Here is a 14885-nt window from a genome sequence, read left to right as displayed (position 1 = left end):
CGACTGCAGCATCGACCCGACCGGCGTACGTTCCGCGCGGCGTTGTTCTCTCTGAGGTACGCCCGCGAGGGCTCTGCGGCCGCTACGCCCGCACACGGCCCGACCCGTTTCACGCGACCGCCGACTGCCAAACTCCGGCAGCCGCAGGCGCGCCGCGCAAGACGGTCCCACTGCCGCTACTCCCGCGTGCCTGACGCTGAAGTGGAACAAAATGCCTGTTATGCGCCCCAAAAACAGCCAAATGGAGCCATTTGGCGGGGCGGAGGGCGGGTTAGGCGATCACACCCGCGTTCTTGAGCGTCACCGTGAGATCGTGCGGACGCGACGCGATCGCGACAGCGTCGTCCACCGACACCAAACCATCGCGCACGAGCGCGAACAGGTGCTGGTCAAAGGTCTGCATCTTGTAGTACTCACCCTCAGCGATGAGGTCAGTGATGGGAGGCTGGCTCGAGGGCTCAATGATCGCCTCAGCGGTACGTCCGTGGTTGACCATGACCTCGGCGGCGAGCGTACGGCCGGTGCCATCCGCGCGGCGCACCAGGCGCTGGGACACGATTCCACGCAGGGTCTGCGCAAGGGTCGCACGGACCTGGCTCTGCTCGTGCGGCGTGAAGAAGTCCACGATGCGGTTGATCGTGTCCTGCGCGTCGACAGTGTGCAGGGTCGCGAGCACCAGGTGGCCTGTCTCGGCGGCGGACAGCGCGGCACGGACGGTCTCGATGTCACGCATCTCGCCGACCATGATGACGTCGGGGTCCTGGCGCATGGCTCCGCGCAGCGCGTTCGTGAAGTCCAGGGTGTCGGAGCGCACCTCGCGCTGCGAGATGATCGCCTTCTTGTCCTGGTGGAGGACCTCGATGGGGTCCTCGATCGTGATGATGTTGACCTCGCGGTACGTGTTGATGAGGTCAATCATCGATGCGAGCGTGGTGGTCTTTCCCGACCCCGTGGGGCCGGTGACCAGCACCAGACCGCGGGGCTCAAGCGCGAGGTCGGCGATCACCTGAGGCAGCCCCAAGTCTTCCCACGGCTGCGCACCCACGGCGACGCGGCGGAACACCAGACAGTCGGTGCCGCGGGCAACGTAGGCGTTGACGCGGAAGCGGCCCACACCAGACAGCGAGAACGCAAAGTCCGCCTCGTGGGTGTCACGGAAGGACGCGACCAGGTCCTCTGGCAGCACCTGCGCGACCATGTTGCGGGTGTCCGCGGGAGTCAGCGGCGGCACCTGAAGCTTGCGCAAACGGCCATCAACACGCACTCGTGGCGCAGAGCCCACCTTCACATGGAGGTCGGATCCGCCGGTGCTGGCGAGGGCGTGCAGGAACGGGATGACGGAAACTGGCTGATCGCTCACGGAAACTCCATCGGCACTATGCGGGCGTGTCTTGAGGCGAGCGTAGCGCCCTGCGGCACGTACCGGAACACGAGTGTGGGAAGATAGGGGGTCACGATGTCACCCGGTCAAGAAAGGGGAAGCCGATGAGCAAGCGAGGCCGCAAGCGCAAGTCGCGTGCCAAGGGCGCCGCAAACCACGGCAAGCGTCCCAACGCATAAGACGTTCCCGCATAGGGGAAAGCCCGCATCGGTCCTGGACCGATGCGGGCTTTGTCGTTGTAGGGGGCCGATGCGTGGCGCTCGTGCCCCGGTGTGGCTTAGGCGTCCTCGCGGACAGCCCGAAGAGACTCGAGGATGCGGTTGCGCAGTTCCTCGGGAGCCTTCTCGCCACCCGTGCGAGCGGTGAGCGCCTTGATCTTTTCTTTGATCTGGTGCTCAGCCTCGCATGGCGGACACGACTTCAAGTGAGTGCCGATTCGCTGTACTTCGTCCTCGGGAAGCTCGTGGTCGATGTACTCGAAGAGCCGGTCGAGGGCCTCGGTGCATTCTGCTCCAGCCATGTCACACCTCCTTACCTGTAGTGCTGGCGGCGCGCTTGTCGCGGAAACCACGCTCTGCCCCATAACTTGCGAGCTTCTCCCGCAGAAGCTTCCTTCCTCGGTGAAGGCGCGACATCACGGTGCCCACGGGGGTGTCCATGATCTGCGCGATCTCCTTGTAGGCGAACCCCTCCACATCGGACAGGTACACCGCCATCCTGAAATCTTCCGGCAAGTCAGCGAGCGCCTCGCGTACTTCCTCGTCGCCGAGGCCATCGAGCGCCTGCTGCTCTGCTGAGGCCAGGCCGGAGCTGGTGTGCTCGGCCGCTGCTGCGAGCTGCCAGTCCTCGACCTGCTCGGCGTCGGAACGCTTGGGCTCGCGCTGCTTCTTGCGATACGTGTTGATGAACGCGTTCGTTTGGATCCGGTACAACCATGCTTTGAGGTTGGTGCCGGGCTTGAACTTGTCCTGAGCGGCGAATGCCTTGGCGTAGGTCTCCTGCACAAGGTCCTCAGCGTCTGCACCGTTTCGCGTCATGCGCAGTGCGGCCGCATACAGCTGATCCATGTAGGACAGTGCCTCGACCTCGAACTCCAGCGCGGTATCGCTCATGGCTGACGAGCCTACTCGACCCTCCGCAGGTGAAGGTGCGGTGGGCGTGGGTGCCACTGCTGTCGATGTCATGCGAGGTGGAACGCTCAACTATGTCGAGACATTCCTTGTCTGTTGTACCTGTCGTGCTCTGCAGCTACTTGGTAGGTTGGGATCATGCTTCGACACATCGCCCGCCCCCTGCTCGCTACCTGGTTCGTGTACGGAGGCGTCCAGTCGTATCTGGAGCCCGCCAAGCGAGCCGAGCGCGCCGCGCCGGTGGTGGAGCCCGCCCTGGCAGAGGTGGGCGTCGAGGGCGTCTCGACGACGGACATCGTGAAGGTTCACGGCGTGGCCACGGTGGCCGCCGCTTCTGTGCTCGCGTTGTCGCGCACGCCGCGTACCGCCGGCCTCGTGCTTGCGGGACTGACCGCGGCGACCGTCGTCGCCGGGCGCCCGTTCTGGTTGGAGACCGACGAAGAAAAGAAGGAGCAGGAACTCGAACTGTTCCTGCGCAACGTCTCCCTTCTGGGTGGAACTCTGCTGGCAGCCACCGCGGGCCACAACCCCCGCCGCAAGGAAAAGGCCAAGGCAAAGAAGGCGAAGGCTCAGGAGAAGAAGGCCAAGGCTGAGGCCAAGGAAGCCAAGAAGTCGGGCAAGACCACGGTTGAGGCAAAGAAGACCCGCCGCGGTGCAGCCGTCACGGCCACAAAGAAGTGACGGGCTCCCCACCGCTTGGCACCGGTCCCGGTCAGATCTGGCGCGCGCCGCGCGCCATGCATTCTCTCGACGCCACCGTTGAGGTGCCCGGTAGCAAGTCGCTGACCAATCGTTTTCTGCCGCTCGCGGCGTTGGCCGATGCGCCGGTGACTATCCGGGGCGGGCTTCGGTCGCGTGACTCCGACCTCATGATCGAGGCGCTCCGCGAGCTCGGGGTCACCGTGGATGACGACGGGCCTGAGTGGACTGTCACCCCTGGCCCGCTGCGCGGTGGCGGGCACGTCTTCACGGGGCTCGCGGGCACGGTCATGCGATTCGTGCCACCCCTGGTGCTGCTGGCCGATGGCCCGGTCACCTTTGACGGAGACGCGGAAGCACGCGTACGGCCCATGGGTCCATTGCTCGACGCGTTGCGCGCCTTGGGCGCTGCGGTGGCAGACGACGGCACGGGAACCCTGCCCTTCACGGTCACCCCGCCAGCGGAGATTCCCGCGGACGTCGACGTTGATGCCTCTGCAAGTTCGCAGTTCGTCACGGCGCTCCTGATGGTCGCCCCCCGCCTGCCGCAGGGCCTCACGATCCGTCACACCGGCGCGACGCTGCCGAGCCTGCCGCACATCGACATGACCTGCCAGACCTTGCGCGAAGCGGGCGTCCGGGTGGATCAGCCCAATGAGCGCACGTGGACGGTGCACCCCGGCCCCATTGCCCTCGGCAATGTTCGGGTCGAGCCCGACCTGTCCAACGCCGGCCCCTTCATCGCTGCGCCGCTGGTCGCCGGAGGCACGGTGCGGATTCCCGGTTGGCCAGCATCCACGACCCAGCCGGGCGCGCTGTTTCCCGAGATCCTTGAGTCCATGGGCGCCACCTGCTCCCTGGACGGGGACGTGCTCAGCGTCACCGCCCCCGGCCTGGCGAATGGCGAGATCGCTGGGATCGACGCCGACCTGTCCCCCGCTGGCGAGATCACGCCAACGATCGCGGCCCTGTGTGCACTGGCAGCATCACCGTCCGTGATCAGCGGGATCGGCCACCTGCGTGGACACGAAACTGACAGGCTCAAAGCCATCTCCACGGAAGTGGATCGCCTAGGCGGCCGCTGCCTCGCGGGTGACGACTCACTGAAGTTCGACGGGATGCCGCTGGGCGGGCTCACCGGCGCCACGATGGAGACGTACCACGACCACCGCATGGCAACGTTTGCGGCGGTGATCGGCCTTGCCGCCGACAGCGTGGACGTGCTGCACGTCGGCACCACCGCCAAGACCATGCCTGACTTCCCGCAGATGTGGAAGGACATGTTGAGCGCGTGAGCGACTGGAGCCGCTACGACGAGTCCGATGCCAGGGTTAGGCCCGGCAAGGGATCCCGTCCGCGCTCGAAGCGCAGGCCCAGCCACGACGACGCAGTCGCGGGCGTGGTCATCGGCGTGGATCGCGGCCGCTTCTCCGCAGTCCTGGACGACGGCACCGCGGTGACGGCAGTGAAGGCCCGTGAACTCGGGCGCCGCGGTCTGGTCGTGGGCGACCGCGTGGCCCTCGTGGGGGACGTTTCGGGGGCCGATGGCACGCTTGCCAGGATCGTGAAGCGGCAGCCTCGACAGACAGAGTTGCGCCGCACCGCGGACGACACTGACCCCACCGAGCGGGTCGTGGTCGCGAACGCGCACCAACTCGGCATTGTTACGGCCCTCGCTGATCCTGACCCGAACCCGCGGATGATCGATCGCTGCCTTGTCGCGGCGCTCGACGCCGGCATGGACGCCCTGCTGATCCTCACCAAGGGCGACCTTGGCAGCGCCGACGAACTCCGCGCTGCCTACGAGCCGCTCGGCGTCACCGTGCTGGTGACCACCATGTCAACCGACGCTGACGGTACGCGACGTGTCGACGGCATCGGCCCGCTGCGGTCTCTTCTCACCGGACGCGAAAGCGTCCTGGTGGGGTACTCGGGCGTGGGCAAGTCGACGCTGGTGAATGCGCTCGTGCCCGATGCCGCGCGAGCAGTGGGGCACGTCAACGACGTGACCGGGCGTGGCCGCCACACCTCGACGTCCGCCGTCGCACTTGACCTTCCCGATGGCGGGCGCATCATCGACACCCCTGGGGTCAGGACATTCGGACTTGCCCACGTGGACCCCGACCACTTCATCGCGGCCTTTCCCGACGTCGCGGAGGCGGCAGCGGAGCGATGCCCACGAGGCTGCACGCACGAGTCCGCCGAAGCCGGCTGCGAACTGGACGCCTGGGCACACACCGAGGCTCAGCGCGCCCGCGTCGAGTCCATCCGGAGGCTCCTCGCCACTCGCGCCGAGGGCGAGAGCTGGTAGCCGCACCAGCCCTCGCCCTGAGACGCCAGGTCTACGCCGCGCAGGTCCCTACTGCAGCCCAGGGACCCCACACAGATCCGCCGGGTTCCTGTGCACGGGTCCACCACTGGGCGCGGTAGTTCACGCCGTCGACCGAAACGAGCTCGCCGCCGGTGTACACGTGAGAGGGGTCCCAGGCGACCGCGCACTCAGCCACAGCAGCCGGGGCGTGGACCTCGCCCACCTTGACCCAGGGACCCCACGCGTGCGCGCCGGGCTCGTTGTTTCGGGTCCACCAGCGAGCCTCGTACTCGTAGCCCTCGTGCTGGACTCGGTCGCCCGCCGTGTACACGGTCGTCGCGAACCATGCGGATGGACCCTGGACTTCGGGCAGGACCTCAATGTCAGTCGAGCCGTCACCCACCGTCAGGCGTGCACCCGTGTCCTCGGGCGCCACGTCGGTGAGGGCAAACAGCCCGGACATATCGACGCTGCCGTCAGAGGCAATCTCAGGCGTCACACCCGAGGGATCGTCGAGGATGAACCAGTCGGCCGTGACTTCCGCGGGACGGCCGTCGGACGCATTCGCCGTCGCACCGTCGAAGTAGTTGTCTTGGGCGGCGATCAAGGACTCGTCATCCTGCTTGAGGCCCAGAACGTCGGCACTGGGGTTGCGCCACGACAGCACACCGCCTGCCACATAGTCGGTTGCTGACGCGTTGGTTTCGAGGCGCACACCACGGTCGTTGTCCACCGAGGTGACGCGATCGAGCCGCACATCAGGGCCGGAGTTCGAGGTCACACCCGTGCCGAGGTTCCCGTAACTGACCGAGTTGCGCAGCAGATGGTCACCCGGCATGGACTCGCCGCCGAGCTTGAAGCCATTGCCTTCACCCGTGCGGCTTGGGTCGTCGGACAGCCAGCCATTGTTGTAGGCGACGGAATCCTCGATCACCACGGTGCCGATGGGGCCGGTCGTGGACTTGGCGTACAGGTCCCAGCCGTCATCGATGTTGTGGTGCGCGATGTTGTGGCGGAACACGTTGCCCTCACCGACGGTGAGCTTGGCCGCGAAGCCATCCGCGTCGTTACCGCCCGCATCGGCATTGTGGTGTGCCACCGAGGAGACGACCAGGTTGTGGGACGGCCACAGCGCCGGCGGCTCGCTCGACGAGCCTGAGATCTGGATGCCGGTGTCCTGGTTGTGGTGAGACTCCACGCGCTCGACGATGTTGTGGTTGCCCTGGATCAGCATGGGTTTGAGCTTGTCGCCTGAACCGGTGATCTCCAGGTTGTATACATGCCACCAGTCGGCGCGCAGGTGCAGGCCGCCGCTGACCGAGTCGCTCAGGTCGAGCACCGCTCGAGCGCCCGGCTCTGACATGAGTGTGATCGGCGCATTCTCGGTGCCGTCGCGGCCCCGCTCGACCACGACAGCCCGGTTGAGCGCATAGGTGCCGTCGGTGAGCACCACCTGCTGGCCCGGCTGAGCGAACGCCACGGCCGTGTAGATATCGACCGGGTCGGCCTGAGTGCCGGCGCCATCTGCTGCTGCCTCGGGGGCCACCCACACGGACTGGCCCGGATACCCGATGGCGTCCACCGTGATCGTGAGGGCCACGTCGACGGGGTCCAGCGACTCCAGTGCCTCGTACTCCCCCAACTGTGGCTGCTCGGCCGCGGGGATCGCTCGCGCGGTGAACTGGTTGTCACCGCTGACGAGGTCCACGCTGCCGGATACCCTCTCGCCGGGGACCAGCTCAAGGCCGTCGACCACGACAGCTCCGTCCGCGTCCAGGATCTGCCCGGTGCCGTAGAAGTCAGCGACGAGCGGAACATCGAGGCTGGTGGCCGCCGTAGTTCGGGTGACGTCCACCGTCAGGGACGTGGGGATCTGCTCGATGGGGCGCTCCTGCGCCTCCTCATCGTTGTCCGGGTGAACGGTTGTGAACTCCCAGTCCGTCACCGTGACCGCGATCTTGCGCGCGGTCGCGAGGCCCACATAGAAGTGCTCGGGGTTTTGCGCGAGCAGCATGTCGGGGTCGTATTCGATGACCTCGATGTCGTCGCTGCCCTCGCGGTGCCAGATCGCGTGGAAGCCCGTGTTGGAGCGGCGGAGCGTGAACTCGTAGACGTCGCCGTCGCCGAACTTGGGGCCAGTCGTGATCTCCGGTCGGTACTCGGGATCAAAGTCACGCGAACCGCTCGAGTCGCGCGCGCCTGCCGTGGCGTCGTTGGTCGCGCCGGTGTATCCAGTCACGAACCGGGCTCCGGGCGAGCCGTCGACGATCTGGTCTGTGCCTTCGTTGTAGCGGGTCACCAGCGCACCGGCAGAGTTGAAGTACCGGTGCGAGGACTCGCCGGCCACCAGGTCGTCGACCGCAATGATGCCAAAGCCGGACTGATTGTCCTTGCGAGAGGCGTCATCGACACGAAAGGTCGCCGTCAACGTGAAGTTCTCGGTGTCGGGGTCCACTTGCGTGTAGAAGTACTGGAAGCCGTCCTCGGAGGACGCGAACTTGGTCGAGCTGCCTGTGGCGTCGAACGTCACGGTGCCGTCTCCGTTGTCGACGGCGCCCGTGGAGGAACTCGCGTTCGAGCCCACGTCCGCCACTTGCCACCGCTCAACGGACGCAGCCACGTCGATGTCAGTGCTTTCACCTACCGCGACATCCGAGCCCCGGTGCGCGACCACGCGCATCTGGTAGGTCGAGCCGGGCTCAAGTCCCGGCACTGCGGTCGTTGTGTCCGTGATCCCATCCAGCACAGTGGCAAAGTCGCCGCCGCGCGCGGTCTCAATGGAGTACGACTCCGCTTCGGCGACCGCACCCCACTCGAGGGTGACGGTGGCTGTGCCGCCTGACACCGCGGTCGTCAGCGAACCTGTGATCGACGGTCCCGCGAGGGGAAGCGAGAAGTCCTCGAGCGCCGCCGGCGCGGAGACGAGCGCCGCGTCCTCACCGGCCCGCGTGAGCGAGACCTCCACGGTGTAGGTGCCCGAGCCCGGCGGCGTCAACGACAGACTGCCGCTGGCTCCTTCGGTGGCGGTGAAGTCGCGGTCAACGACCGCTCCGGAGGCGTCCATGAGCGCGGCGTGCGCGAGGTCAGCGCCGTCATCGCCCACGAGTCCTGAGTAAGTGACATCGATGCGCGAGGGGTCGTCGGCGTTGACGCTGAGGGAGTCAACGGTGGGCGCGCTGACGGTGTCCCAGGCGGGCCGCTCTTGCGGCTCGTCGAGGCCGATCTGCGCGTGGTAAACGTTGACGCCTGAGCCCGTCGACGCGATCCAATAGGTGCCGGCGGCAGGAACCTCCAAGACCTCAGTCGTGATGGGTGAGCCGGAGTCGTCTGCAAGAGCCGGGGCCTCGTCGAGCAGGCTCCATGCCTCGTCATACAGTCCCAGGGCGCGGTCAGAGCTGCCGCTGCCGCTGCGCGCATGGACGATGACCTGCGTCGCGTCGTCGACGGTGAACGAGAGGGAGCGGTTCGCCGCGGAACCCGAGCCGTTCAGTTTGAGACGTTGGGTGTACTCGTCACCGCGATCAGAGGTGCGGTCGCTGCCGTCGACGTCGACGTCCTTACCTGGCGCCGCGTGGACCGTGAAGTCGCCGGCCGCGAAGTTCGAGGTGTATTCGCCGGCGGCGAGGTTATTGGCGTTCAGAGCGCCCTCGGGCCCTGCGGCCCCAGCCGGCACAGCGACGACCGCGGCGAGTGCAGCGGTGGCGAGCGCGGCTGTCGTCAAGCGGATACTGCGTGATATCAGCTTCATGAATCTCCCCATTGAGAATCGAAGGCTCGCGCCGCCTCTCCGTTGAGACGAGCGAGAAACCGGTTTCACATCCGGTTCCCTGCCACGGTAAGCGCATTCCTCGCGCCACGTCAAGCACCTCCCCCTCTCCGCCAAATGGAGCCATTCGGCTGTTTTACGGCCGTTCACCAGCCAAAACGTGCCACTCCACGCTGCCAGGGGGCCCGGCATCGGCCCGCCGCACCGCCGCATGAGCGGTTCGCGCTCGGGACTATCCTCGAGACATGACCCCCACCGGCGCTTACGCAGACGACCTCGCGCTCGCCCTTCGCATCGCGGACGCGGCCGACCGCCTCACCCTCGCAAACTTCGCGTCTGAGTCTCTGACGGTCGAGACCAAGGCCGACGACACCCCGGTGACGGCGGTCGACCGCGCCGCCGAGCAACTCGTGCGCGACATGCTCGCCAACGAGCGCCCCCAGGACGCGATCCTGGGCGAGGAGTTTGGCGCCGTGGGAGACGCTACACGCCAGTGGATTGTCGACCCCATTGACGGCACCAAGAACTACATTCGGGAGGTGCCCGCGTGGGCCACCCTGATCGCGCTTGTCGTCGACGGCCAGCCCGTGGTCGGCGTGGTCAGCGCGCCCGCCCTACAACGGCGCTGGTTTGCTGCGCTCGGTGACGGAGCCTGGCGTGGCTCGTCACCCGCGGACGCGACGCGCCTGTCGGTCTCCGGCGTTGACTCGCTCGCCCACACGTCGTTGTCGTACTCCTCACTCACGGGATGGCAGGAGCGCGGCATGTTGCCAGCGTTCCTTGACCTCGCCCTCACGGTGTGGCGCACCCGCGCCTTCGGTGACTTTTGGAGCTACATGATGGTCGCGGAGGGCGCCGTGGACGCGGCCTGCGAGCCGGAACTAGCGCTCCACGACATGGCAGCCCTTGTGCCGATTGTGACTGAGGCGGGCGGCACGTTCACGTCGCTCGCAGGCGAGCCGGGCCCCTACGGCGGAGATGCCCTCGCGACGAACGGGCTCCTGCACGAGACGATCCTGGGCGCGCTTCACGCTCGGCACTAGGCCGGGCGCGGGCGCGGGCCGATGCTCGACGGGCTGTGCAACACGGGCACCACTGCGCGCTTGTCGAGCGGGACAGGCTACGCGGCTGGGCGTGGGATAGCAGGAAACTCGCTGACGTCCCACCACAGCAGGTCACGCTCGGCGAGGACTTCAGCGGCGTCGTCGTCGCCAGCGACGGCAGCCGCCGCGTCGTCTACCGCATCCACCTCGTCGACGAAGGCGCACACGATGTCCTCGGTGGCGACGCGGCCGCCGATCGACACGGCTGCGGGATGGTCCCCGGCAATCTCCCGCACATCCGCCCGCACCTGGTCGGCGACGATGACCACGCGCGCGGGCGACCCCACCGCAAGAATGGAAGCGTACGCCGCCTCGTCACGCACCTGCTCGGCAAGTTCTTCCTCGTCCTCGAGCGATGAAATCTCGAGCAGCCGTGGGGTCACGGCGTAGGCGCGCTCGGCGGTGAAGTCTCCGCGCAGGCACGCGTCGAGGTCGTCGAACGAGGCCGGGATGTATACGCGCATGCAGTTATTGTCCCAGCGCTGGCACAGCAACGTCGGATATGCGCGCGGGGGCGCCCACCATTGCCGCGCCAAGCACCCCGCCCGCGAGCGCACCCATTGCCTTCGTCAACTTGCCGCGAGGTGCGCGTTCTCGCAGCGTCTGGCCCGCCAACGTGGCGGCGTCTGCGCTGCGCGGATCCCACGGCAGCATCCATGCCTCGTCCACGCCCGCGTAGCGGGTCAAGGCGTCGGCGAGAGCCTGGGTGGGCTGGGGCCCCGCGACCTCCGCACGCACGCGATTCATCGCCACCACAGGTTGGGGCGCGAGCGCCGTGAGGGACTCCCAGGCATGGATGAGCCGCTGAACCCCCAGCGGTTCCGCGCTCCCCACCGCGACCACGGTGTCGGCGGCCGTCAGTGCACTGAGCGTCGCGCCATTGCGCTGTGGCGCCCGGGTGTCGTAGGTCAAGTCCTCGTCATGCTCGAGGCTGAATCCCGTGTCAATGACGGTGATGTCCGCCCAGTCACGCAGGGCATCCCACACGGCGTCCAGCGCGGGCGCCGGCAGCTCGGGCCAACGACTGGGCCGGCTAATGCCACTCAGGACGCTCAGCCGCGAATTCAGCCGCACGGCATGGCGAGCGAGCACGTCACCGTCGACCCGCCCTGTGCTCGCGGCTCGCGCCACGCCCGCGAGGCCCGGTGCCTCGTCTAGCATTCCGGTCGCCTGAGCTACCGCGCCGCCATAGGTGTCCGCGTCCACGACACACGTCCGGTAGCCACGTGCGGCGAACTCGGCCGCCAGCCCCACCGCTACGGTGGTGCGACCGGGTGCGCCCGCCGGGCCCCACACGGCGTACACATGGCCGGCCTGCCCTTGGCCCGCATGAGCGTGCTTCGTCACGCGCTCGACCACGCCAGGGGTCGCTTGGTCGGCGAGCGATGCGAGGTGCTGCGCCAAGGCAGGCGCGCTCGGCGCGGCCCACACGTCATGGATGCCGAGGGTCCGCAAGTGTTGACCCTCGTCGTCGGTCGCGGCGACGCCCACGAGGGCAACCCCGGAGCGTGCAAGGTCAGCGAGGACGTCCCGCGTGAGGCGTGGCTGGTCAGACACCACCATGACCGCACCGGCGCCCGCCTGCACGGCCGCGACTGCCTCCGCGAGATCGGCGCATCGCCGAGCAACGGCCAAAGCCGGGTGAGCGTCGATTGCGGCGGTCAGCTCCGCCTCAGCACGGTGGCGAACTGCCACCACCACACCGGTGGTCGCCACGCTAGTTGCTCCCCGGCCCGACGACGGCGAGCGCGCCTCCCGAGGCCACCGCGTCGAGGAAAGCAGCCACCCCAGCCGTGTCGACGCCCACGTGCACGGTATCGCCGCCACTAGCAAAGGCGCCGTCGGCCCGCTCTACCGCCGTGACGGTGAGCCCCTCGCCGATCAGCACCGTCGAACGGGCGCCCGCGTCGTCCTCGGTGGTGAGCCACACGTCGACAACGGACCCGGCCTGCAGCCCTTCGGCCAAAGGCAGCGAGGTCGTGACCGCAATGGGCCGCACCCCTGCGTCGTCCGCATCGGTCAGCGCGTCGACTGGAACGAGTTCACCAGCGCCGACCGTCCGTGTGACGACCGCACCCCAGCGCGGCTCGGCGGAGGTCTCCAAGTACTCGCCGTCGGGAACCTTGACCGCAGAAACGACCACGTCTTGCTCGGTCAATGTGGACCCGGGAGTGAGCGTGTCCCGCGCCGAGTAGTGCGCCACGGTCGAATCCGCTGCCCGCACCGTCATCGCGACTGCGACCAGCGACAACGCGATCAGTGCAATCCCGATGAGCAGGCGCGGATCGGTCCACGACGGCCGCTTGAGCCGCCCCGCAACGGGCGAGTCGCTTGGCATATGCCCCCCTTAATCGCCTTCAGTGAGCCCAGCATGCCCGGGCAGACGTCCGGCGACAAGACCCTGTGGATAAGGCCGCGGCGGCCGGGGCGCGTGCAACAATGACGGTCATGGCAGCACGGTTCTTGAAGTTGGAAGATGTCCAGGAAGTCCTCAACATCTCCTCACAGCAGGCGTACTCATTGGTACGTTCCGGCGACCTGCCCGCCATCCAGGTAGGCGGGCGCGGAATCTGGCGCGTCGAGGCGTCAGAACTCGAGGCCTACATCCAGCGTCAGTACGACGCCGCCAAGGCCAAGGCCACCGAGGACGCTTAGTCCCACCGGCGCGCCGCTCACACCGCAGTGCAGCGCACAATCCTGGCGAGAGGAATCGTGAGCGTCTCGCCCACGTCGGTGCGGACATCGCAATAGTCCGCTCCCACCACCGCGATCACGCCCTGGACATCACCGGAACCAAGCGCAAGTGCCACGCGCGACCGGTCGCGAGAGATGCCGCGCACCAGGGTTGCGAACGTCAGCCGCGAGTCGACCACACGTGCCTGCGCGGCGCTCGGCGCAAGCCCAGAAATAGCGACGACCGCGGGCGCAGGGATCACGACGGACCGGCCAGCGCCGTCCTCAAGCAGGCACCACAGGGAGCCTGCCTCGATCACCGTGCCGGACACGCGCTCGCCGTCGGTGCAGGTCACCGTCACGGCGCGACCCACGGACGCCAATAAGCGCTCGCCCCACGCGATCGACGCGCGTTCGGACCGCGTGCGATCGGCGACATCACCGCGCCATTGCGCCTCCTCGCTCGCGCGCGCCTGCGCCTCGAGGTCGGCAAAGAGCTGCTCCCATCGCATGCCGACACGCTAGCGCTGTCCACAGATCTTGCCTACCGGTGGACACCCATGACCATGCGGGATATACCTAAAGACATCAAACGACATTAAACAAGAAAGAATGACCACATGTCGCAGCGAAGCACTTCGTCAATGGCGCCCCCCACCACGGGTTACCCGCGCCCCGGCCTGGGGCGCACAGGAGCAGTCCTGACACTGGCGGGCGCTCCCGCCGCCGTCGTCTTCGCGGCAGCCGCGGGCAGAGCACTCTGGGCGGACGTCGCCGGAAGACCCCTCGCCATGGCGGATCTCGTGGTGCTCGCAGCCTGCGCCGTCTGTGCCGCGATCGGCACCTATCTCACAGTGGCGGCCCTCGCGATCGCCGCGAGCACCGGCTCGGAGCGGCTGCGCGCCGCGGTGGCGAAGGTGACGCCCCAAGCGTGGCGCCGGGTGGTCAGCGCGGCACTCGGAGTTGGGCTCAGCGCAGGCGTCGCGGCTCCCGGCTTCGCCACCGTCGACGAGGCCCCCGATCAGGCAGGCTGGCTAGCCCAGCCGACCGCGAGCGTCGATCACGCTCCACCTGCTCCACGCGAACGCCCGCACATCCCGCGACCATCCGAAGTCGCGAGCCACGAGCAGGCGACGTCCGCGCCTCCAGCAGTGACCTCCGCTCCGGAGGCCAGCAGCGCGGTCTCCTCAGACGGCGCCAACGACACCGCCGGAGGTGATGCCCAGGGCGGTGCCGCGACTGGACTCACGGTCACGCCCGGCGACAGCCTCTGGACGCTGACCGCCGACGCCCTTGGCGACGGTGCCACCCCCACCGACGTGGCCACGCACTGGCCCGAGTTGTACGACCAGAACAAAGGCCTCATCGGAGAGGACCCCGACATGATTCACCCTGGCATGGTGCTCGAGATTCCGAAGGGGTGGACCGCATGAGCGCCGCCGCACTCACCGGCGTCAGCCTGACCGCACCGGCGGTGCGCCACTCTGGGAAGCAGCTGGGCAACCCCGCGCCCTTGGCCTGCACCGTCGCGAAGGCGGTCGTCGAAGCCATCCTGGGAGGCCCCGATCTGACCCCCGTTCACCGATGGCTCGAGCCGGAACTGCGCAAGAAGCTGGAGCGCCAGCGCTCGCTGGCCAAGCGTGCCGGTCAAACGGGAGGCCAGGTGCGAGTCTTGCGCTCACGGGTGGACCGCATTGACGCCTTCACGTCCGAGGTGGCAATCGTCGTTGCCACCCCTGCGCGGACCCGCGCAGTCGCGATGCGCATGGAAGTCGCGCACGGGCGGTGGATCACCACGTTGCTGGACCTCATTTAGCCCCAC

Annotated in this window: 16 protein-coding genes; 8 read left to right on the top strand and 8 right to left on the bottom strand. The window is 67.7% G+C overall.

The window, feature by feature from the left end; genetic code table 11:
• Nucleotides 1–271 precede the first annotated feature (271 nt).
• Entirely contained in the window at nucleotides 272–1360 is a 1089-nt protein-coding gene (locus AOP75_RS08225) for a type IV pilus twitching motility protein PilT (RefSeq protein WP_062078122.1), read from the bottom strand.
• Between the two features lie 125 nt (nucleotides 1361–1485).
• On the opposite strand from AOP75_RS08225, the gene AOP75_RS13010 reads away from it, so the two are divergent.
• Nucleotides 1486–1560, top strand: a complete 75-nt coding sequence (locus AOP75_RS13010) for a 50S ribosomal protein bL37 (protein WP_439645193.1) — start codon at nucleotides 1486–1488, stop codon at nucleotides 1558–1560.
• 98 nt (nucleotides 1561–1658) lie between these two features.
• Here the strand turns inward: AOP75_RS13010 and rsrA are convergent, their stop codons facing one another.
• Nucleotides 1659–1901: a mycothiol system anti-sigma-R factor gene (rsrA, locus tag AOP75_RS08220; RefSeq protein WP_062078120.1), complete on the bottom strand. Its 243-nt coding sequence runs from the start codon at nucleotides 1899–1901 to the stop codon at nucleotides 1659–1661.
• Nucleotide 1902: 1 nt separating this feature from the next.
• A complete protein-coding gene (locus tag AOP75_RS08215; protein WP_062078118.1) occupies nucleotides 1903–2493 on the bottom strand; it encodes a sigma-70 family RNA polymerase sigma factor in 591 nt (196 codons plus the stop codon).
• A gap of 156 nt (nucleotides 2494–2649) precedes the next feature.
• Here AOP75_RS08215 and AOP75_RS12645 point away from each other — a divergent pair, with 156 nt between their 5' ends.
• The 3 genes from AOP75_RS12645 to rsgA are packed head-to-tail and all read left to right on the top strand — an operon-like array spanning nucleotide 2650 to nucleotide 5521.
• Nucleotides 2650–3192, top strand: a complete 543-nt coding sequence (locus tag AOP75_RS12645; RefSeq protein WP_062078116.1) for a hypothetical protein — start codon at nucleotides 2650–2652, stop codon at nucleotides 3190–3192.
• Nucleotides 3193–3248: 56 nt separating this feature from the next.
• The gene (aroA, locus tag AOP75_RS08205; RefSeq protein ID WP_062078526.1) at nucleotides 3249–4505 is read left to right on the top strand and encodes a 3-phosphoshikimate 1-carboxyvinyltransferase; all 1257 of its coding nucleotides are present in this window, start codon (nucleotides 3249–3251) and stop codon (nucleotides 4503–4505) included.
• The gene (gene rsgA, locus AOP75_RS08200) at nucleotides 4502–5521 is read left to right on the top strand and encodes a ribosome small subunit-dependent GTPase A (protein WP_062078114.1); all 1020 of its coding nucleotides are present in this window, start codon (nucleotides 4502–4504) and stop codon (nucleotides 5519–5521) included. Before aroA ends, rsgA begins: the two co-directional genes overlap by 4 nt.
• 31 nt (nucleotides 5522–5552) lie before the next feature.
• On the opposite strand, the gene AOP75_RS12970 is transcribed toward rsgA, so the two are convergent.
• On the bottom strand, nucleotides 5553–9269 hold the full coding sequence (locus tag AOP75_RS12970; protein WP_062078112.1) for a right-handed parallel beta-helix repeat-containing protein: 3717 nt from the start codon (nucleotides 9267–9269) through the stop codon (nucleotides 5553–5555).
• A 263-nt stretch (nucleotides 9270–9532) separates the two neighbouring features.
• Here AOP75_RS12970 and AOP75_RS08190 point away from each other — a divergent pair, with 263 nt between their 5' ends.
• Complete coding sequence (locus tag AOP75_RS08190; protein WP_062078110.1) at nucleotides 9533–10330, top strand: inositol monophosphatase family protein; 798 nt, start codon at nucleotides 9533–9535, stop codon at nucleotides 10328–10330.
• Nucleotides 10331–10407: 77 nt separating this feature from the next.
• On the opposite strand, the gene AOP75_RS08185 is transcribed toward AOP75_RS08190, so the two are convergent.
• Genes AOP75_RS08185 through AOP75_RS08175 form a run of 3 tightly spaced genes read right to left on the bottom strand, consistent with a single transcriptional unit; the run spans nucleotide 10408 to nucleotide 12728 of the window.
• Nucleotides 10408–10854 carry a DUF6912 family protein gene (locus AOP75_RS08185; RefSeq protein WP_062078108.1) on the bottom strand — a complete coding sequence of 149 codons (447 nt, stop codon included), beginning with the start codon at nucleotides 10852–10854 and terminating at the stop codon, nucleotides 10408–10410.
• A 4-nt stretch (nucleotides 10855–10858) separates the two neighbouring features.
• On the bottom strand, nucleotides 10859–12106 hold the full coding sequence (locus AOP75_RS08180) for a CpaE/TadZ family protein (protein ID WP_236683095.1): 1248 nt from the start codon (nucleotides 12104–12106) through the stop codon (nucleotides 10859–10861).
• Between the two features lies 1 nt (nucleotide 12107).
• A complete protein-coding gene (locus AOP75_RS08175) occupies nucleotides 12108–12728 on the bottom strand; it encodes a hypothetical protein (RefSeq protein WP_062078106.1) in 621 nt (206 codons plus the stop codon).
• Between the two features lie 110 nt (nucleotides 12729–12838).
• Between AOP75_RS08175 and AOP75_RS08170 the strand changes: the two genes are divergently transcribed.
• A complete protein-coding gene (locus tag AOP75_RS08170; protein ID WP_062078104.1) occupies nucleotides 12839–13045 on the top strand; it encodes a helix-turn-helix domain-containing protein in 207 nt (68 codons plus the stop codon).
• A gap of 17 nt (nucleotides 13046–13062) precedes the next feature.
• Here the strand turns inward: AOP75_RS08170 and AOP75_RS08165 are convergent, their stop codons facing one another.
• Nucleotides 13063–13575 (bottom strand): hypothetical protein, encoded by a 513-nt coding sequence (locus AOP75_RS08165; RefSeq protein ID WP_062078102.1) that lies wholly within the window; start codon nucleotides 13573–13575, stop codon nucleotides 13063–13065.
• Between the two features lie 132 nt (nucleotides 13576–13707).
• Between AOP75_RS08165 and AOP75_RS08160 the strand changes: the two genes are divergently transcribed.
• Nucleotides 13708–14496, top strand: a complete 789-nt coding sequence (locus tag AOP75_RS08160; protein ID WP_062078100.1) for a LysM peptidoglycan-binding domain-containing protein — start codon at nucleotides 13708–13710, stop codon at nucleotides 14494–14496.
• The gene (locus AOP75_RS12720) at nucleotides 14493–14879 is read left to right on the top strand and encodes an Rv3235 family protein (RefSeq protein WP_162488573.1); all 387 of its coding nucleotides are present in this window, start codon (nucleotides 14493–14495) and stop codon (nucleotides 14877–14879) included. The genes AOP75_RS08160 and AOP75_RS12720 overlap by 4 nt, the downstream gene beginning before the upstream one ends.
• Nucleotides 14880–14885 lie beyond the last annotated feature (6 nt).

Origin of the sequence: Demequina globuliformis, from assembly GCF_000975155.1 — a bacterium.
GTDB classification, from domain to species: domain Bacteria; phylum Actinomycetota; class Actinomycetes; order Actinomycetales; family Demequinaceae; genus Demequina; species Demequina globuliformis.
This window is presented reverse-complemented; position numbering and strand designations above follow the sequence as displayed.